18 protein-coding genes, 3 tRNA genes and 2 pseudogenes are annotated in these 18,476 nt (G+C 33.1%); 18 read left to right on the top strand and 5 right to left on the bottom strand.

Going from position 1 to position 18,476, the window contains the following annotated elements; translation table 11 throughout:
* Positions 1-62: 62 nt before the first annotated feature.
* The 3 genes from yabP (at position 63) to THYS13_RS11500 (ending at position 1,771) form a co-directional block, all read left to right on the top strand.
* Positions 63-359 (top strand): sporulation protein YabP, encoded by a 297-nt coding sequence (gene yabP, locus THYS13_RS11490; protein WP_042834642.1) that lies wholly within the window; start codon positions 63-65, stop codon positions 357-359.
* A gap of 107 nt (positions 360-466) precedes the next feature.
* Positions 467-1,126 (top strand): extracellular solute-binding protein, encoded by a 660-nt coding sequence (locus THYS13_RS11495; RefSeq protein WP_042834643.1) that lies wholly within the window; start codon positions 467-469, stop codon positions 1,124-1,126.
* A gap of 15 nt (positions 1,127-1,141) precedes the next feature.
* Positions 1,142-1,771, top strand: a complete 630-nt coding sequence (locus THYS13_RS11500; protein WP_042834644.1) for an MtnX-like HAD-IB family phosphatase — start codon at positions 1,142-1,144, stop codon at positions 1,769-1,771.
* Between the two features lie 3 nt (positions 1,772-1,774).
* Here the strand turns inward: THYS13_RS11500 and THYS13_RS11505 are convergent, their stop codons facing one another.
* Positions 1,775-3,394 carry a putative manganese-dependent inorganic diphosphatase gene (locus tag THYS13_RS11505; protein WP_042834645.1) on the bottom strand — a complete coding sequence of 540 codons (1,620 nt, stop codon included), beginning with the start codon at positions 3,392-3,394 and terminating at the stop codon, positions 1,775-1,777.
* Positions 3,395-3,471: 77 nt separating this feature from the next.
* Between THYS13_RS11505 and yabQ the strand changes: the two genes are divergently transcribed.
* The 7 genes from yabQ (at position 3,472) to THYS13_RS11540 (ending at position 6,135) form a co-directional block, all read left to right on the top strand.
* Positions 3,472-3,951 carry a spore cortex biosynthesis protein YabQ gene (gene yabQ, locus THYS13_RS11510; RefSeq protein WP_042834647.1) on the top strand — a complete coding sequence of 160 codons (480 nt, stop codon included), beginning with the start codon at positions 3,472-3,474 and terminating at the stop codon, positions 3,949-3,951.
* Positions 3,952-4,018: 67 nt separating this feature from the next.
* Positions 4,019-4,306: a septum formation initiator family protein gene (locus THYS13_RS11515; RefSeq protein WP_042834649.1), complete on the top strand. Its 288-nt coding sequence runs from the start codon at positions 4,019-4,021 to the stop codon at positions 4,304-4,306.
* 87 nt (positions 4,307-4,393) lie between these two features.
* Positions 4,394-4,816: a S1 domain-containing RNA-binding protein gene (locus THYS13_RS11520; RefSeq protein WP_042834650.1), complete on the top strand. Its 423-nt coding sequence runs from the start codon at positions 4,394-4,396 to the stop codon at positions 4,814-4,816.
* Positions 4,817-4,878: 62 nt separating this feature from the next.
* A complete protein-coding gene (locus THYS13_RS11525; protein WP_042834651.1) occupies positions 4,879-5,784 on the top strand; it encodes a Ppx/GppA phosphatase family protein in 906 nt (301 codons plus the stop codon).
* Positions 5,785-5,880: 96 nt separating this feature from the next.
* Positions 5,881-5,970 (top strand) — tRNA-Leu (locus tag THYS13_RS11530).
* A gap of 4 nt (positions 5,971-5,974) precedes the next feature.
* Positions 5,975-6,051: transfer RNA gene (locus THYS13_RS11535), tRNA-Met, on the top strand.
* Between the two features lie 7 nt (positions 6,052-6,058).
* Positions 6,059-6,135 (top strand) — tRNA-Met (locus THYS13_RS11540).
* A gap of 216 nt (positions 6,136-6,351) precedes the next feature.
* Here THYS13_RS11540 and THYS13_RS11550 read toward each other — a convergent pair.
* Together THYS13_RS11550 and THYS13_RS13980 are read right to left on the bottom strand one after the other, a co-directional pair.
* Positions 6,352-6,798 (bottom strand): annotated as a pseudogene (locus tag THYS13_RS11550) (DUF6431 domain-containing protein); the annotation flags it as partial.
* A gap of 115 nt (positions 6,799-6,913) precedes the next feature.
* Positions 6,914-7,075: pseudogene (locus THYS13_RS13980) on the bottom strand (ISLre2 family transposase); the annotation flags it as partial.
* A gap of 318 nt (positions 7,076-7,393) precedes the next feature.
* Here THYS13_RS13980 and nadA point away from each other — a divergent pair.
* The 3 genes from nadA to nadC are packed head-to-tail and all read left to right on the top strand — an operon-like array spanning position 7,394 to position 10,758.
* Positions 7,394-8,296: a quinolinate synthase NadA gene (gene nadA / locus THYS13_RS11555; protein WP_042834653.1), complete on the top strand. Its 903-nt coding sequence runs from the start codon at positions 7,394-7,396 to the stop codon at positions 8,294-8,296.
* 19 nt (positions 8,297-8,315) lie between these two features.
* Positions 8,316-9,929 carry an L-aspartate oxidase gene (nadB, locus tag THYS13_RS11560; protein ID WP_235603370.1) on the top strand — a complete coding sequence of 538 codons (1,614 nt, stop codon included), beginning with the start codon at positions 8,316-8,318 and terminating at the stop codon, positions 9,927-9,929.
* The gene (gene nadC / locus THYS13_RS11565; protein WP_042834796.1) at positions 9,922-10,758 is read left to right on the top strand and encodes a carboxylating nicotinate-nucleotide diphosphorylase; all 837 of its coding nucleotides are present in this window, start codon (positions 9,922-9,924) and stop codon (positions 10,756-10,758) included. Before nadB ends, nadC begins: the two co-directional genes overlap by 8 nt.
* A 146-nt stretch (positions 10,759-10,904) precedes the next feature.
* On the opposite strand, the gene THYS13_RS11570 is transcribed toward nadC, so the two are convergent.
* Together THYS13_RS11570 and THYS13_RS11575 are read right to left on the bottom strand one after the other, a co-directional pair.
* Positions 10,905-13,037 (bottom strand): alpha-amylase family glycosyl hydrolase, encoded by a 2,133-nt coding sequence (locus tag THYS13_RS11570; protein ID WP_042834654.1) that lies wholly within the window; start codon positions 13,035-13,037, stop codon positions 10,905-10,907.
* Positions 13,038-13,838: 801 nt separating this feature from the next.
* The gene (locus tag THYS13_RS11575) at positions 13,839-15,272 is read right to left on the bottom strand and encodes an ATP-binding protein (RefSeq protein ID WP_042834655.1); all 1,434 of its coding nucleotides are present in this window, start codon (positions 15,270-15,272) and stop codon (positions 13,839-13,841) included.
* 478 nt (positions 15,273-15,750) lie between these two features.
* Between THYS13_RS11575 and THYS13_RS11580 the strand changes: the two genes are divergently transcribed.
* From THYS13_RS11580 to THYS13_RS11600, 5 genes are all read left to right on the top strand, one after another.
* Entirely contained in the window at positions 15,751-16,104 is a 354-nt protein-coding gene (locus THYS13_RS11580) for a type II toxin-antitoxin system MqsR family toxin (protein WP_042834657.1), read from the top strand.
* 13 nt (positions 16,105-16,117) lie between these two features.
* Positions 16,118-16,699 carry a type II toxin-antitoxin system MqsA family antitoxin gene (locus THYS13_RS11585; protein WP_042834658.1) on the top strand — a complete coding sequence of 194 codons (582 nt, stop codon included), beginning with the start codon at positions 16,118-16,120 and terminating at the stop codon, positions 16,697-16,699.
* 86 nt (positions 16,700-16,785) lie between these two features.
* On the top strand, positions 16,786-17,139 hold the full coding sequence (locus THYS13_RS11590) for a helix-turn-helix domain-containing protein (RefSeq protein ID WP_042834659.1): 354 nt from the start codon (positions 16,786-16,788) through the stop codon (positions 17,137-17,139).
* Positions 17,126-17,869, top strand: coding sequence for an ImmA/IrrE family metallo-endopeptidase (locus THYS13_RS11595; protein WP_042834660.1), 744 nt, complete (start codon positions 17,126-17,128; stop codon positions 17,867-17,869). The genes THYS13_RS11590 and THYS13_RS11595 overlap by 14 nt, the downstream gene beginning before the upstream one ends.
* Positions 17,856-18,416, top strand: coding sequence for a hypothetical protein (locus THYS13_RS11600; RefSeq protein ID WP_042834662.1), 561 nt, complete (start codon positions 17,856-17,858; stop codon positions 18,414-18,416). The genes THYS13_RS11595 and THYS13_RS11600 overlap by 14 nt, the downstream gene beginning before the upstream one ends.
* Positions 18,417-18,476: the final 60 nt, after the last annotated feature.

Below are 18,476 nucleotides of genomic sequence, written 5' to 3' on the forward strand. Positions count from 1 at the left end.
AGTACAAGATTCATAGATAATAATAGTCTATTAAAAAGAAAGGAGGTTTAAAGAGATTTCAAATGGAAGATAAAAGGAACTTTTCAAGGGCGGGGAAACCTCATAATATTACAATTGAAAATAGAGAAAAAATCAGTATTTCTGGGGTAACAAATGTTGTAAGCTTTGACGAAGAAACAGTAATATTGGAGACGGATTTGGGAGTTTTGACAATAAGAGGTCAAGGGCTTCACATTAATAAATTGAACCTTGATGACGGACAAGTGTCGATTGATGGAGAAATAGTAAATTTAAATTACAGTGACAAAAGTGGCCTTATAGGAAAATCAGGGGGATTCATAAGTAGAATGTTTAGATAAGTCGCGTGTTGCGGCTTATTTTGTTTTATATACTCGATTTTAAAAAGTTTAATTGTTATAATAGATTTGGATATTTTGCACAAAGGAAGTAGGGAGGTGTGAAACAAATGAGTGAGGAGAGAAAAAATTGGTTTAGAAACATGACTACAAAAGAAAAACTGGAATATATGTGGGACTATTATAAAGTTCATATTATTGTAAGTATATTAGTAATCTATTTGTTAGTTTCTTTTACAAATAGTATTATTAATAGAAAGGATTACATATTAAATGTTGCTTTAATTGGCAAATATATGGATTCTGATAGACAAAGTGAATTTTCTAAAAAAGTCACTAAAGAATTAATTGGCGATCCTTCTGGGAAAAAACAAGCTTCTATTGATTTTTATATGCTTGTAAAAGACACAAATGGTAATCTTACTCTTGACCCTGCCTCAACTCAAAAATTAATGGCCAGAATGGGGGCTCAAGATATAGACGTCATTGTTCTAGATAAAAATAATTTTGATATATTAGCAAGAGAAGGAGCTTTTTTGCGATTAGATAAGGCAAAAGAGTTAAATTTATCAGGGTTAAATGTAGCAAAAGTAGATGAACCCTCTAGTGAGTTAAAACCAGGTGTTTATGGAATATATGTTGGATGGAATAATAAATATTTAAAAAATCTGGGATATGACTATAATGATAAAATTATTGCAATTATGGCGAATGGCCAACACAAAGATTTGGCTATAAAATTTGTAAAATGGCTTTTGGATGTAAAATAAAGGAGGAGAGATTAATTGAAAAAAGTCTTTTTAGTAGATTTTGACGGTACTGTTACTAAAGTAGATACTGTTGATTTAATGGTGAAAAAGTTTGCAAAAGATGGATGGCAGTATTATGAAGAACTATGGGAAAAAGGGGAAATGTCTACTGAGGAATGCGCAATTGAAACATTAAAACTTATGGAAGTAGATGAGAAAAAACTTTTAGATTTGCTTTACACAGTTGAAATAGATGATTATTTTATAGAATTTTTAAATTTTTGCAGAGAAAAAAATTATGAAGTTATAATAGTGAGCGATGGATATGACTTTAATATAAAAGCTATTATGGAAAGATTCGGGTTTAATACAAAATTTTATAGTAACAAACTTTGGTTTGAAGATGGGAAAATAAAAGTGGATTTTCCACATAAAAGCAAGGATTGTGATAAATGTGGTATGTGTAAACTGGAAGTATTGAATAGATACAAAATTAGGGGATATTATGTAGTTTATATAGGCGATGGATATTCAGACCTTTGTGTCTCTCAACATGCGGATAAAGTCTTTGCAAAGGGAGTTTTGGAAAAATACTGTAAGGAAAATGGGATTCCATGTACTTCTTTTAGAAATTTTGGCGATATTATAGAAAAGTTAAAGCGATAAACTTCAGTGGGTGTTTATCGCTTTAACAAGGGGAGGTAATACTTGTTTTTTTCTAGAGATGACATAAGGCAAGTAAAAGCTGTTGTTTTTTATTTCAACGTTAAAAGCCCTTTGTAACAGCTCTTTGTTGTTTCCTACAAAAAGTATTTCAGATCCCTCATTTATTATATCTGTCAACATAAGCAATAAGATGTCGTAGTCTTTGTCTTTTTTCACTTTTTCCATAAAGCTTATAAGCTGCTGTTTTAATTCTCCTGCATCTGTAAGAGTGTTAACCTGCCCTATGCCGATTTTATAATTATTTATTGTAAATTCTTTGAAATCTGTATAAAATATTTCTTCAACAGTTTTTCCTTCTAAAGAGGTACCTGCTTTGAACATTTCAGTTCCAAACTCATTTATGTCTATGTTGGCAATTTCTGCAAGTTTCTTAGCTGCTCTTACGTCTTCTGGTGTGCAAGTAGGAGATTTAAATACAAGAGTATCTGATAAAATAGCGGCGCACATTATTCCCGCTATTTTTGGTTCCGGAATTAGCCCTTTTTCTTCAAAAAGTCGATTTATAATTGTAGCAGTAGAGCCTACAGGATGGTTTCTAAATAGTATTGGCTGCTCTGTTTCTATTGTCCCAATTCGGTGATGATCAATTATTTCTAATATTCTTGCTTGTCCTATTCCTTCAACTGCTTGCGAAAATTCATTGTGGTCAACCATTATGACATTTTTTCTTTCATAGTCTAAAATATGTCGTCTTGCAAGGAGCCCCATGACTTTTCCTTCTTCATCGACAACTGGAAAGTTTCGGTATCTATATTTTAACATTACTTCTTTTACATCATCAATATAATCGCTAACTCTAAATGTTACTAGATCTTCCTTTTTTATTACATATGATAATGGTATACTTTGGTTTAATAATTTAACAGTGTCAAACGTATCTGGTACAACTTTTATAATTGTTACTTTATATTGTTTAGCTAGTTCAAGAATTTTTTCTGAGACTCCGTTGTTGCCAGTAATTATGAGAGCTTTTATTCCTTGTAGAATCGCAACTTGTTGTATATCGTCTCTGTCTCCAATGATTAAGATATCCCCTTTTTTTATTCTTTTTAACACATTTTCTTTAGACATTGCAGCTACTAAAATGTCGCCTTCAAGATAATCTACATATCTTAAAACTTCTTCTCCTTTCAAAGTAGCTAATATGTTGTCAATAGGGATTTTATACTTAGATAATTCATGAGAAGAAGAAAGATATGCCTTTGCCAAATCTCCTACTGTGGCAATTCCTATTAATTTATTCTCCTCATCTACTACTGCTATTGTTCTAATGTTTTTTTCCATCATAGTGTTCCATGCTTCAAACATGGAGGTGTTTTCTTTAAAAACGAGAGGTTTATCAAATTTAATGTCTTGTACTTGGGTATATACATTTTCAATAAAAATAGGCTCTTCTACTCCAAAATAGTCTAGTACAAATTTTGTCTCTCGGTTTATAGGACCTAATCTAACAGGTATAGCATTTATACCTTCAGAGATGCGCTTTAGATAGGCATAAGCAATAGCTGAGCAAATAGAATCGGTATCTGGATTTTTATGCCCGGAAACATATACTGTTGTCATGATGCATCGCCCCTATTTTAGTTTCATTCTTGTTGCAGTGGATAAATATAATATAACAAGAAAAGGAGGGTATGTAAATGGTAATAACCATACAAAGTCAAATTTATGCATTTTTAGTAACAGTATATGGTGGTTTTGTGCTGGGTTTTATATACGATATTTTTAAAGTAACAAGACGAGTTTTTAGGCTTAAAAAAACTTTTTCTAATATTGCCGATATTATATTTTGGCTTTTTGGGACAATTACTATGCTTTATTTTATGTATATAAGCAATTATGTTGAAATCAGGTTTTATAGTTTTTTGGGATTTGCAATTGGAATCATTCTTTATTATGTGTTGCTAAGTCATTTTATCATCCAAGCTTTAATTGGAGTTTGTGAATTTGCAATAAAATTTTTAAAAAAGATGGCAGAAATTATTATATATCCTGCTAGAATAATAGTAGTCAATTTTATTATTGTTCCTTATAAGTTCACAAAAAAAATTTTAACTTTGCCTGTTGCTTTTCTAAAAAATAATTTAACCCATTTTAAGATTTTTAAAAGGAAAAAATAAAGGATTTTTTAAAGAAATGTCGAATAAAAATAATAGATTATATGCCTTGTGAAAGCAGGTGTTATGAGTGAAAAAACTAAAGAAGATATTGTTTTTTGCCTTTATTGCATATATTGGATTTACTTTTTTTCAGCAGCAAGTTGCATTAGAGAAACTTGATAAGAGGTATAGGGATTTAAAAAATAAAGAAGCTGCAGTAATGAAAGAAAATAAGTATTTAAATGAATTACTCCACCAGATAAATAGTGAAAGTTTTATTGAAAATGAGGCAAGACAAAAGTTGGGGTTGGTTAAAAAAGGAGAAATAATTTATGTAGATGTTTCAAAAACTAAGTCTCAAGAGACAAAAAAGTGATTTCAGGAAATTCATCTTGAAATATTTTGTATCTTAATATATAATAAACTCATTAATAAAATTTTTAGAGGGAGGATCTTTATTTATATGCCATTTGAGGTTGGAGATGTTGTTGAGGGCACCGTGTTAAACATCACAGACTTTGGAGCATTTATTCAGTTACCAGAGGGGAAAACTGGGTTGGTGCACATTTCGGAAGTTGCTAATACCTATGTAAAAGATATTAGGGAGCATTTGAAGGAGCATGATAAAGTAAAAGTAAAAATATTGTCCATGGATGCTAATGGAAGAATAAGTTTGTCAATCAAAAAGGCTTTGCCCAAGAATAATAAAGAAAGGGAACCAAAGGATTTTGTATGGCAGAGCAATAGGAATTATAATACTAATAGTTCCTTTGAAGAGAAATTGCTTAAGTTTTTAAAAGATTCAGACGAAAGGCAGCAACAGCTGCGAAAGAATTTTGATTCCAAGAGAAGAAATACAGGCTACAGAAGAAGCAATGGATATTAACTTCGGGTTATGCCCGAAGATTTTTCATAAAGGGTTTTTACCTGTGATAGTTGGGGGTTATTATGAGAATTTGTGCAATTGATATAGGGACAAATTCAATACGCCAACTTATATGTGACATAAATAATGGAAATATAAACAAGATACAAAAAGACGTTGAAATAACTCGATTGGGGGAAGGAATTTCCAAAACGGGTAAGTTAAATAATAATGCGATACAGAGAAGCATTGAAGTGATTGAACGCTTTGTGAAATTGGCCCAAGAAAAAGGTGCAGAAGTTATATATGCTTTTGCAACATCTGCGATGAGGGATGCTAAAAATAAAGATGCTTTTTTTGAGCAAGTAAAAAAACTAGGCTTAGAGGTAGAAATTATAGATGGAGAAACAGAGAGCTTGTTTGGATATATAGGAGCAATGATGGGGGTCAATAAAGAAAATGCACTTGTATTAGATATAGGAGGAGGAAGCACTGAATTAGCGTATGAGGGTAGAGAATTTGTAAAAGAAAGCTTCGATATTGGTGCTGTAAGGCTTACCGAAAAATTTATTAAAAATGACCCTCCTACAGCTGAGGAATATGATGAAATCAGGTTGCATATAATAGATACAATGGTAAATTCCATTAATAAGTACAAAGAAGTTGATAATATCATCGGCATAGGAGGAACAATAACAACTCTTGCTGCTGTTTCTCAACAATTGGAAATTTATTCTCAAGAAAAAGTTCATGGCTATCAGTTAAAAAAAGAAGAAATTAAGAGGATTTTAGATAAATTTATGTCTATTACATTGGAAGAGCGGAAAAAAATTTTTGGATTGCAGCCACAAAGGGCTGATATAATAATTGCGGGAACTGCTATATTACTTACTATATTAGAAATGCTGAGTTTTAAAGAAATAACCGTTAGTGAATGGGATAATTTAGAAGGAGCAGTCCTTTATAAATTTGGGAAATTTAAGTTATAAAATGGAATTTTCATTTGAAGTTGCAAAAGTGGATAAAAAAACTATTGACTTAGAGATATAGATATAATATAATAAATACTGTCTCAAGGAGATGAAGCCGGAGTGGCGGAACTGGCAGACGCACAGGACTTAAAATCCTGCGGGCCCTAAAAGCCCGTACCGGTTCGAGTCCGGTCTCCGGCACCAATGGCGCGGGGTGGAGCAGTCCGGTAGCTCGTCGGGCTCATAACCCGGAGGTCGTAGGTTCAAATCCTACCCCCGCAACCAAAAATATGGCGGCGTAGCTCAGTTGGCCAGAGCATGCGGTTCATACCCGCAGTGTCGGTGGTTCAAATCCACTCGCCGCTACCATCCACGCGCAAACTGTATCGTCTACTGAAAGCCTAAAATGGGCTTCAATTCTATCACGGTAGACGATTATTTTATTGATATATGTTGGTAAAATCTGCTTAATTTTGTGAGGGTCACCCGCTTCCAACACTTCTTTGTCTTTTAAAAGATACTGTCTTATTTTTTCTTCTGTTATAAAGGAAGTATCGGGTAGGTTGTTCATTTCTTTTATTCGCAAGGGTCTATTTGCCTTAATCCGTATATGATAAAACTTAAATTATTCATTATCCTTTTGGTGTAAAAATATATATGCTGTCTTGAAAATAGTATGGTAGAGAAGTTTCTTTTTAATCCACTTATGAAAGAAGTGAGAGTTTTTCCTCTTGTAAGTGTCTCTTTTAAAGACTTTACAATCATATTGAAAGAATACTGAAAATGAGGAATACAGAAATCAGGAAGGTAGGAAAGAGTCCTTTTGCACACAGGGCATATGTATCTTCTTATAGCTATTTTTATACAATTGGATCCATCTAAATAGTAACGGTAATAAAACCCGTGCTTTTTTAGTTTTACTCTACACTTGCAATCGGGATAAGGACATCTATCTGGTGGGGCAGGAAAATTGTAATCTTTACCTTTATGTAAATATCCTTCAATGTTATCAACATGGAAAATTATTTGCATAAGTAACCTCTCCAATTGAAATTAATGCTAAAGGAATCTGAAAAATTTTTTTAAATTCCTTTAATAATCTGAAAAATTTTATCGGTTTTGGGCTAAATTAATTTGAGAAATGACATATTGCCTTGCTACCTAGCTTCTCCGTCAGTTCCTTTATCCTTCTTACAAGCTCTGTAATATTCATTCCTTTGTTTAATTAATCGTCAAAAATGTCTACCACTTCTCTAGTGAAATTTAGAGCATTTTGTAGTATAATATCCTCAAAGATATTTTTTTTCACAAGAGACACCCCTTTCTGTGTTGTTTTGTTTTCCATAATCTATTTTATCACAGGGGTTGTCTCTTGTTTTTTTTTCACTCAAAAAATCCTACGATAATTTTACACTATGGTAATTATTTTGTTATTGACATATGCATATACACATGTATATACTCTAATTATAGAGATTTAAATAAATTTTAACATGGTATAAAAACAAATTTTTAACTTGAAAATTTTTTATCAGGGTGAAAATGGTTTTTGAGTATTTAATTTGAGTGTTTATTATTAAATTTTTAATGTGGATTACAACCAGATTATACGAAGGAGGCGATTTAACTGGATATCACAAAAGAAATTCAAAAACTGAAGGAAGAAAAAAATGCTATAGTTGTCGCACATAATTATCAAAATAAAGACATTCAAGAGATTGCAGATTTTGTAGGAGATTCATTTTATCTTAGTAAGATATGTGCACAGAGGCAAGAGAAAATGATTATATTTTGTGGAGTTTATTTTATGGCGGAAACCACAAAAATATTATCACCACATAAAAAGATTCTGTTACCCGAGATTAATGCAGGATGTTCCCTAGCTAATATGATCACTGCTGATGATGTGGACAGATTAAAAGAAGAATATCCTGATTATTCAATAGTATGTTATATTAATTCTCCTGCTTCTGTTAAAGCAAAATCGGATGTTATATGCACTTCCTCAAATGCCATTAAGATAGTTAGAAATATTCCGAATAACAAGATAATTTTTTTGCCAGACAGGAATTTGGGGTTATTTGTAAAGAGAAATGTTCCTGAGAAGGATATAGTTTTGTGGGATGGCTTTTGCTTTACACATTCTAAAATTAAAAAGGATGATGCTTTAAAGGCAAAGTCTGATCATCCAGATGCCCTACTTTTGGTTCATCCTGAATGTAGAGAAGAGGTTATTGAACTTGCTGACTTTGTTGGCAGTACTAAACAAATAATTGATTTTGTGATATCATCTCCCGCAAAAGAATTTATCATAGGTACAGAAATAGGCATTTTGCACAGTTTGAAAAATTTGAATCCTGAAAAGAGATTCTATATCCTTTCTCAGAGAATGATTTGTCCTGAAATGAAAAAGACAATATTAACTTCTGTGAGAGAGGCTTTATTACATGAAAAATATGAAATAAATGTGGATGAGAATGTTTTAGAAGGCGCTCAAAGAGCGTTAATAAAGATGCTTAAAATTGGTTAAACTTATGGAGATGATGAACTTGATATATAAAAGGTATCTTCAAAATTTTGATACAAAAAAAGATGATGTGGTTATTTTTGATGTTGTGATTATAGGAACTGGTATAGCGGGGATGTATACTGCCCTCAATATTGATAAAAGGATAAAAGTTGCCATAATTACTAAAAAAACAATTCAGAATAGCAATACTGCTATTGCTCAGGGAGGTATTGCGGTACCTATTGGCAATGATGATAGTCCAGATATTCATTATATGGATACTATCAAAGCGGGTTCAGGATTATGTAATTCTAAAATGGCAAAAATACTGGTAAGTGAAGCCTTAATTAATATAGAGATGTTAATTAAGATGGGAGTTCCTTTCGATTTAGATGATGAAAACAAGATTGTTTTAGGGCAGGAAGGAGCTCATACTAAAAAAAGGATACTTCATGCTGGTGGTGATGCAACGGGAAGAATTATCTCAGAACATTTGGGTGCGAAATTGAAATTAGCTGAGAATATTACAATTTTTGAAAATACATTTTTAGTAGATATAATAACAATTGGTCATGCTGCCGTAGGCGTTTTACTCAAACAAAAAGGGAAAAAATTTATTTTGTTTTCAAAATATATAGTGCTGGCATCCGGTGGATATGGGTATATATATAAATACACTACAAATCCTGAAGTAACTACCGGGGATGGCTGTGCTGCAGCTATAAGATGTGGTGCAAAAGTTGTTGATATGGAGTTTGTGCAGTTCCATCCAACTGTTTTATTTCATCCAATGAACAACAGCTTTTTAATCTCAGAGGCAGTAAGAGGAGAAGGTGGAATACTATATAATTCTAAAGGCGAAAGATTTATGTCAAACTATCATCATTTAGCTGAACTGGCTCCACGAGATATTGTTGCAAGATCTATTTTTTTTGAAATGCAAAAAACGAATTCTAAAAATGTTTTTTTAGATGTTACTCATCTTGATAAGGAGTTTATAAAAAGAAGGTTTCCCAATATATACAGTAAGTGTATCAAAATAGGATTGGATATAACTAAAGAAAGAATACCAGTGGCTCCTGCCCAGCATTATAGTATGGGTGGTGTGTTATCAGACGAAAATGGAAAGACCACAGTTGAAAACCTGTTTGTATGCGGTGAAGCTGCGGGAACAATGGTCCATGGGGCAAATAGACTGGCATCTAACTCGCTTTTAGAGGGTTTGGTCTTTGGTCGAAGAATTGCACAGTTTATTAATAATCATCAATTAGGAAGCTTAAAAATTATTTCTATTGGTTATAAAGAAGAACGTGGTAATGACAACTTGAATATAATTTCCGAAGCTGAGCTATTAAGAGAAAAGATGAGTTTTCAAGCAGGAATAATTAGGATAAATGGTGATTTGAGAAATCTTCTTGATTTTATAATAAATAGGATAGACTATTTAAAAAATAAAAAACTTCAAAATCTAAAAGAAATAGAATTTTATAATATGCTCACCGTAGGGTATACAATTGTTCAAGCAGCTTTGATGAGAGAAGAAAGTAGAGGTTCTCATTATAGATATGATTTTCCACAACAGGATGATATTAATTGGAAAAAGCACCTCATATTTTCTTTAAATGGTTGGGAGGTAATTGATAAAAATGCTTAATTTTATTGCCATTGATAGATTGATAAAAGAGGCACTTTTAGAGGACATGCCATATGGAGATATAACAACCGATTTATTAATACCTGATACGAATGTTTCAGATGCCATCTTAAAGGCCAAAGAAGATGGAATTTTATGTGGAATAGACATAGGAATGAGAGTATTTTTTCTGCTGGATGAGAATATAAGATTTGAAAAGTTGAAAAAAGATGGAGATAGGATAAAAAAGGGAGAGATTATTGCCAGGATTCAAGGAAATTCTAGGGCAATTCTAAAGGGAGAGAGGTTGGCTTTAAATCTTATTCAAAGGATGAGTGGAATTGCTACAGTGACAAGTAAATATGCAGAGAAAATAAAGAATTACAAAGCAGTTGTGACAGAAACAAGAAAAACAATGCCACTTTTACGAATGCTTGATAAGTATGCGGTATTTATAGGTGGTGGTAAGAATCATAGATATTCTTTATCTGATGCAATATTGATAAAGGATAATCATCTAAAAGTTGTTGGGAGTATAAAAGAGGCTATTGCAAGCGTAAAAAAGAGCATTCCCCATACTATGAAAGTTGAGGTTGAGGTAAGAAACATGAATGAGTTTAAAGAAGCGTTAGGGGCAGGAGCAGATATAATCATGCTTGATCATTTTACTATTGATCAAATGAAAAAGGCTGTCATATTAGCTGAAGGCAGAACTTTGATTGAAGCTTCCGGAAATATTACCTTTGAAAATATTGAGGATATTGCAAAAACAGGTGTGGATATAATTTCTATTGGAGCAATTACTCATTCGGCTAAAAGTCTTGATATAAACCTTGATTTTGTGAGTTAGGTTCATAATCGTTTTTTCTTTAATTTACAGTAAAAAAGCCCCGAAAGATGACACATAAATATGAAGGAAAAAATAGAGGTAGGTTACATTTACCCTACCTCTATTTTTTAAATAGGGGGAGAGGGAAATTTAGTTATTTTTATATATTAATTTTGCCAATTTACAATTACAGTAGCTGTACCAGAAGTGGGTGTAGTATATACGTGGTTGTATCCACCTTCCCACGTTACAGTACTACCATTTTTCTTTATAAACTTAAACTCTATAGTAGTACCAGCAGGCACACTTACATCGTAATACCACGTAGGATATTGATACACAACCTGGTTAAACATTGGTCCTATTGCCTTCGATGTATCCCAGCTGCCAAGTTCAGCTACATTGCCTGTAAGATATACATTTTCTCCCCACACGGTTGAAGCATTATTTACTACAAATCTAACACATACCTGATTTCCTGTTAAAACATTGATATTGTTATAGCTATTGCTTGTAACTCCTGATGCTGTTTTTAGTGTAACGTTATATTTGCCAGGAGTTAAAGCAGGAACTTTTACCTTTACTTCAGTATCCTCCCATGACACAATAGTTGCAGGAGTTGTCCCAAATAATACTTGACCTGCTGTTGTGCCAAATCCTCTTCCATCTATGGTTATAGTCTGCCCTGCCTTTGTCATTGTCGGTCCTACATGTCCTATCAATGGAGGATTAGTTGTACTGACATACTGCCATACTGCAACTTCACCAGGTGCAAGGGTAAACGGTGTTACAGAACCATCGCTTGCAACTGAAATATTGTTTCCATTTAACAATCCTCCAAGCACATCAGAATATGTCCCCGCAGGTAGCGCAGTATACAAACCAGTAATGTAATAGCTCGTTGAAAGATTACGATTAATAGCAACAAGAGCAACGTTATTACCAAATTGTCTTTCATAAATGTAAACATCATTATTTATCCATCGCTGTTTTTGTGTACCGTAAGCAATTGCAGGATTAGATTTACGCAGTGGAGCAAGTTTTTTTATCACATTATATGCCGTCGTTGTGGTGTCAAATGACGTCATCATAGCTCTATTATAAGGGTCTCCATTACCTGTCATATATTGCTCTGTACCGTAATATATAGCAGGTACACCGCGAGAAGTTAAAGTAAATGCTAACGCTTGCTCAACAGGCCGTGTACTGCCTCCTGTATAAAATCTGTCCATGTCATGATTATCTATAAATGTAACCATATCATTTATGAAATTATAATCTGCTGCAGTAGACTGAAGCATCGAATCAAGTCCATACATAGTGTCTGTATTGTCTCTGAATACTTGACGAACTTTTTGAGCAAATCTAAAATCAAGAAGGCTCATACCACTTTCATTTGCAAAATACGTATTATTAGGATCTACTTCATTGGTTCCAAGGTACCACTCGCCAAATGTAAAAACTGGTCTATAACTTAAAATAGAATCCATAAAGTTCTTTTGCCATCCAAATGCCATGTGTTTGACTGCATCCATGCGTATACCATCAATCCCCATGTCTAACCATAGTTTAATTGCCGCTTTTAAATATGAATCAATAGTGTTATTCTGCTGATCTAAATCTGCTAAGTCAAATAAATTACGGTAAATTCCATCTTCATATGATGAAAAATTAGTTCCTCCATAATGATGGAAATATCCATTTGTATCATTGGTATAACCACCAAGTAGTACTCCATTGTCATATAATCTGCCATTTTCCCCGTAGGTAGGGTCTGTCTCTGAAGCAGGAGATGTATGATTTGGTGCAAAGTCTATTATAACTTTTATATTGTGAGCATGAGCTGTTGCTATGAGATTTTGAAAATCTGTAAAGCTTCCAAAAAAGGGATTTGTCTTTTTGAAGTCTCGTGCCCAGTAACCATGATAGGATGTGCTTCCACCAAAAGTGGAATCTGGCAAAACTGCGTAAATGTTTTCTACAGGTTGCGAAATCCATATAGCTGTAATTCCCATACCAGTAAGATAACCATCATTAATTTTGTTTATAATACCCTGCCAATCGCCACCAAAATATTTCTTTAAACTAGTATGGGTAGGGTCATATAAGTCGCCTGTTGGATTATTATTGGGATTCCCATCTAAAAAACGGTCTGTGACTATCTGGTAGATTACATCTGTCGAATAATTGACAACATTAGAAACTGAAGTATCCGGTGCTGCCGGTACGGATGGAATTGAGCTGAAAAGAAGAGCAATGGTTATTAACAGAATCGACAGAAGTTTAAGCGTTTTCTTCATAAACAAACCTCCTTTTTAAATTTAGTACAAGCGCTTGCACTATAAGGATAGTATAAATTTCTCTTTTTGTTTTTTCAAGTGCTGTTAAGCTATTTTTTTGACTTTTAAACGTAATTTTTCGCTTTGTTTTAAAATAATTTAAAATAATTTGCGATTTTTTATTAAATTTCAAGATAATTTAAAAATATGATATTAATGTAATATTTTAGGAAATTTTATATAATTAAAGCAAATCTGTTTTTACTTTAGTATGATATTTTAAGACTCTGCCATAATAAGCGTTTTGTGTGACATATAATTTTTTGTTTTGTTAGCATTTCAAATTGTATATTACAGAAGTTTTCTTTTCCTTTTTATTAATTTCTTTTTGAAGCCTTATATAAACCTAAAATTTTATCTACTTAACTTACTTTTGGTATTTGCTGTCCTTTTTTCTGGCTTTTAGGAGGGATGGGGGGAGGAGACGTAAAGTTTTAACTGCTCTTTCTTTTTACGCTGGTTTTAGGATGTGGGATATTCTTTTATTTTCATCTGTGGTTTTTCTCTTCTACTCCCTCGTTCTCCTAAAGTTTTAAAACAAAACCTCCTTTTATTCCTGCTTTTTTTATTGGAGCATTGGTGGGTTTATTTATGAGTTTTTGAAAAAGCAGATACCGTCACCATTAGGGTGAAAGGTTCAATATACGATAACTCAAAATCACAAATTATTAGACCAAAATTAAGCCCCGTATAGAGTAGTTGTTCTATACAGGGCACATTTTTTATTCCATTCATATTCTAATTTTCAATGAAATGAATAAGTTATCGTCTCCCAAATAAATACATAAATGCATAAGCAGGAATTTTTATTATTGGTACCTTTGTAGAAATCTTAACCTTTCCATAATCTTCTGGTCTTTTTGTTACTAATACTGCTGAAACGATATTTTTTTCTTTTTGACTTATCTCAACAATGGCATCATTCTCGGAAAGTGTTGTATCTTCTCTGAATTTCACTTCGATTAAAGATTTACTATGTGGGAATTCAACCACTACGTCAATCTCTTTTTGATTGTCACTAGCTTTTCTAAAATAACCTATTCTGGCATATGTTTGCGAGTAAAAATTATAGATATGTTTAAAAACTGCTGTTTCAACTGTTATTCCAAGTTCTTTACTGTCTAAGAGTATATTGTCTATCATCAAAACTGCATTTCTCAGGGCAGGATCAGAGACGTAAATTTTTGGTTTTGATTTTAGAACTTTTTTCCCTCCTAATTCTATGGGTAAACTTTTATAAATCAAATTTGCATTTTCAAGAAGATGAATATAGTTTTCTACTGTTACTGTTGAAACATCTCCAATTTCTTTACTTATCGTTGAAATACTTATAACATTTGCAGAATTGAAGCATAAGTACAAAAAAACCTTCTCTAATACTGCTAAATTTCTCACATTAAACAAGGAAGGTATATCTCTTTTAATAACTTTATCAACCACATCTTCTCTTAACATTCTTTGCACCAAAAATTGGTCTTCTGAGAATACAAATTCGGGGAATCCTCCTATTGTTAAATACTTATTAAAGTACTTTTGCAATGGCATAAGTAAAAACATAAGCTCACTTAATTGAGACTCATTTAAATTTGAAATTTCGTTTAAATCTAAATCGGGTAAGTTATTTGGTTTTTCTGAGACTCCAAGTATTTCACAAAATTCATAAAAAGAAAGAGTAGGTACAGAAATCACAGTCCAGCGGCCAACACCACTTTCTTTTGTACCTTCAATAAGTGCGGGAGAAGCTGAACCTGTGGCAATAATTCTCCATTTTGGTTTGGTGTCATAATAGACTTTTAACCATCTGTCCCAATCACTTGCATATTGAATTTCATCTAGAAATATATAAGCCTCTTTTTCTTCATTTACAGTGGTTTCATAAAGATTAATAATTTGGTCAAAAGAACTTAATTTAAATAAAGGATGATCAAAAGATACATACAATATCTTTTTTGGATGCACTTGATTTTTTAAAAGAGTTTCTATCATTTGATATAAAATTGTGGTTTTACCTACACGACGTGCACCTGAAAGTATAACATATCTTCTAATAGTTGGATGCATTAGTAATTCAAATGCCTGATGATAGACTACTCTCTTTACGGGTTTGGATAGATCCTGAGGAAAATATCCTTCTCTCCACCATGGGTTATAAGAGTACAAAATCCTTAATATATTTTCTGAGCTTGTAATAGACATTTTTATCACCTCCCTATAATATTATAACACATACTTTATATTTTTATACAATAAATATTAAGTATACTTTATATTTTATAGACAATTTTTTAAACCGCATTTTAAATTTAATGATATTAGTTGAAAAGACGTGCTTTTCTGTTTGCCCCCGCGTCATAGATTATACGCCTGCTCGTCTTATGGTCAAGGGGCAAGCCCTAACGGCTTGGTGAGCATATCCTTCCTCGCTGCGCTCGGTCCGGTATTCCTCCCCGACCCCTTGACCTTCGGCTCGCAGGCCGTTTTGTTTTAACTACCGGGGGCAAACAAAAGTTAAAATGAAAAAATCTGTGAAGGAGGTGCTGTCAGTGAGTGTAAGTACAGCTTCTTGAACGTATTAGGAGGATTTGACGATAACAGAATTTTATAAAAAATACTATCAAATGATTGCGAAATTGTTTGGAATGTGATAAAATACTAAGTGAAAGGAGTATATGCTATGACTCAAATTGAGGAAATTAATAAATTCCTCAACAACGCTAAAGAGTTAATGAAATCAGGTGCTTTTGATTTTGTACCTCGGAAGAAAAATATGGATTCAATTAAAGAAGCTGGTCTGACAATTAAGCATGTTAAAGAGATTATTATGGTTCTAACTTGCAAGAATTATTACAGAGGTCCCAATAAAGATTTAGGAAGCAACAGAGAAGGTTTTATATGGGAATTTGGGTATGATATTGAAGGAACAGACTTTTACATAAAGCTCAAAATTGAAAGAAGAGGAGAAAAAGAATGCTTAGTATGTCTTTCTTTCCACAAAGCAGAACAACCGTTAGTTTATCTTTACAAGTGAGGAGGTGGAAAATGTGAAGAAATTCTGTCCTGTCTGCGGTAAAGAGCAGCAAACAGAGGTGATTGAAAAAGAAGAAATATCAAATGTTAGAGGAGACGAAATAAAGGTTTTGGCGAGGATAAGGGTGTGCAGTGTTTGTGGTGAGGAGCTGTTTGATGAGGAATTAGAAGAAGAAAATATACAAAGGGTCTATGATATATATCGAAAAAAGCACGGCATACTCTCACCTGAAGAAATAAAAGGTATTAGAGAAAGTTATGGGTTAAGTCAGAGAGCCTTTGCCAAGCTTTTAGGTATAGGTGAAGCTTCTATTGCGAGGTATGAAACTGGAGCTTTACCTGAAAAATCTTTGAGCAACATGATAATGCTTTTGAAGGATCCAAAAAATATGAAGAAACTTCTTGAGAAAAATGAAGATGCTTTAAGCCAGAGAGAAAAAGCAAGACTTCTGCGGAGATTAGAAGAAATGAGCGAAAGAATAAAAACAATAACGATTTCGGAAGAGCTTTATAAATCATTAGAAGAAAAGGCTAAAATAGAAGGGAAAAATGCTGATAAATTTGTTGAAGATGTATTAAAAAGAATTGTTATATAGAACAAAAATATATGGATATTTTGTAACAAATGTGTTACAATAATAATACAGTAATTGTATAAACACGACAAAAGGAGGGGAAAAGAATGTCGGTATATAAGGCAATTGGAGAAAAATTGAAAGAAGTACGGGAAAAGAATGGTTATACTCAAGCTGAAGTGGAAAAGGCTACAGGGATTAAAAGGGAGCTGCTTTCATATTATGAGAACGGTAGAAGAGAAATAGATATTGCTACACTTGAGAAGCTTGCATCCTTTTACGGGTATTCCATAGAGTATTTTATAAAAAATACTGAAGAGCCGGAGGTCACTCTAGCTTTCAGAACTGATGGATTAACGGAAGAGGATATAGAAATTATAGGATGGGCTAAAAACTTTGTAAATAATCTGTATCAGATGGAAAAACTGCTGGAAAAGAGGGATAATCGTGTTAACGCCTGAGATTGAAGGGAAAAGGGATGCTCGTAAAATTAGAGGGGAAATGGGACTTGGAGATGGGCCTATTGATGTGTTTAAGATTTTTAAAGAAAAAAATATTTCATATGCTAAAAAGCCTTTAAAGAGCAATATTTCAGGAATGTTTTTAAGGAAGGGAAATGTCAATTTTGTGTTGATAAATTCATCAAAAACAAAAGGACATCAAAATTTTACTGCTGCTCATGAGTTATACCACATTTTATTTGAAGAAGGTCAGACAGGAAGTGTGTGTGTAGCCGGCATTTTTGAGCAGAAGTCGCAGAGCGAAAGAAAAGCAGATTATTTTGCTGCAAATTTTTTGGTGCCTGCTGAAACGCTGGAGTTGGAGTTGTTTAAAAGAATGGGTTCATCCAAGAGAAAACCGGATTTTCCTGACCTGCTCTATTTGGAGGCTTTGTTTGGAGTCAGCCACTCTGTAATGCTCATTAGGCTGCAGCAATTTGGGGTTTTAGATGAGGAGGATATATTACGTTTTAAAAAGGGAATTATCAATGAGGCAGTAAAGTATGGATATGATACTTCTCTTTATTTACCTACCAAAGAAGATTTAATTGTTTCAGATTATGTGGAAAAGGCAAGAATACTTTTGGAGGATGGCATTATTTCTGAAGGGAAGTACGAGGAACTTTTAATTGAAGCAGGGTTTGAGGATGTATTGTTTGGGGAAGAGGTGCAGGAGTATGAAGACTGTTAAATATCCTGTAGTGTTCGATACTGACTGCATCTCTTCCTTTTCTTGGGTCAATAGAATGGACATTCTCTTTTCTGTTTTTGATGGAGAGTTAATAATTCCGACTCAGGTCTATGAAGAGCTTTCTAGAATGAAGTCTTTTAAGAACAGCGACTTCGTATTTTTCAATATAGAGAGAGAAATTCAAAAGAATAAGATCAGCATAGCGACTTTTAATATTGACAGTGGTGAAGCAAGTTTGTACTTAGCATTTATAGAAGGTAAGATTACTGGTAAAGTAATGGGTAAAGGAGAAGCTTCCGCTATTTCTATAGCCCAAGTTATAGAAGGTACTGTAGCAAGCAATAATTTTTCGGATATTGCTGCTTACTGTAGCAGAGCTGGCATATTTTACACGTGTACAGATGAAATTTTGTATATGTCTTACGTTAAAGGTTACATAAGTGCTGAGGAAGCTGAAAATGTTAGAACTAAGATGAAGAAAAAAAGAAGAAAGTTAAGTCAAGGGTCTTTTATGGATGTAATAAAAAAATATAGTCAACACTTCTAAAAATTACTTACCGCCCTCCGGTACAAAAGATTTTATAAATGCGTCGGGCTTATGGTCAAG

Origin of the sequence: Thermoanaerobacter sp. YS13 (assembly GCF_000806225.2) — a bacterium.
Taxonomy (GTDB): Bacteria; Bacillota; Thermoanaerobacteria; order Thermoanaerobacterales; family Thermoanaerobacteraceae; genus Thermoanaerobacter; species Thermoanaerobacter uzonensis.

Excerpts from the sequence above, each read along its gene's own strand:
- THYS13_RS11575 (WP_042834655.1), bottom strand. The coding sequence starts at position 15,272 with ATGTCTATTACAAGCTCAGAAAATATATTAAGGATTTTGTACTCTTAT.
- THYS13_RS11495 (WP_042834643.1), top strand. The coding sequence starts at position 467 with ATGAGTGAGGAGAGAAAAAATTGGTTTAGAAACATGACTACAAAAGAA.
- THYS13_RS11520 (WP_042834650.1), top strand. The coding sequence starts at position 4,394 with ATGCCATTTGAGGTTGGAGATGTTGTTGAGGGCACCGTGTTAAACATC.
- THYS13_RS11525 (WP_042834651.1), top strand. The coding sequence starts at position 4,879 with ATGAGAATTTGTGCAATTGATATAGGGACAAATTCAATACGCCAACTT.
- yabP (WP_042834642.1), top strand. The coding sequence starts at position 63 with ATGGAAGATAAAAGGAACTTTTCAAGGGCGGGGAAACCTCATAATATT.
- THYS13_RS11580 (WP_042834657.1), top strand. The coding sequence starts at position 15,751 with ATGACTCAAATTGAGGAAATTAATAAATTCCTCAACAACGCTAAAGAG.
- nadC (WP_042834796.1), top strand. The coding sequence starts at position 9,922 with ATGCTTAATTTTATTGCCATTGATAGATTGATAAAAGAGGCACTTTTA.
- THYS13_RS11590 (WP_042834659.1), top strand. The coding sequence starts at position 16,786 with ATGTCGGTATATAAGGCAATTGGAGAAAAATTGAAAGAAGTACGGGAA.
- THYS13_RS11570 (WP_042834654.1), bottom strand. The coding sequence starts at position 13,037 with ATGAAGAAAACGCTTAAACTTCTGTCGATTCTGTTAATAACCATTGCT.
- THYS13_RS11505 (WP_042834645.1), bottom strand. The coding sequence starts at position 3,394 with ATGACAACAGTATATGTTTCCGGGCATAAAAATCCAGATACCGATTCT.
- THYS13_RS11600 (WP_042834662.1), top strand. The coding sequence starts at position 17,856 with ATGAAGACTGTTAAATATCCTGTAGTGTTCGATACTGACTGCATCTCT.
- yabQ (WP_042834647.1), top strand. The coding sequence starts at position 3,472 with ATGGTAATAACCATACAAAGTCAAATTTATGCATTTTTAGTAACAGTA.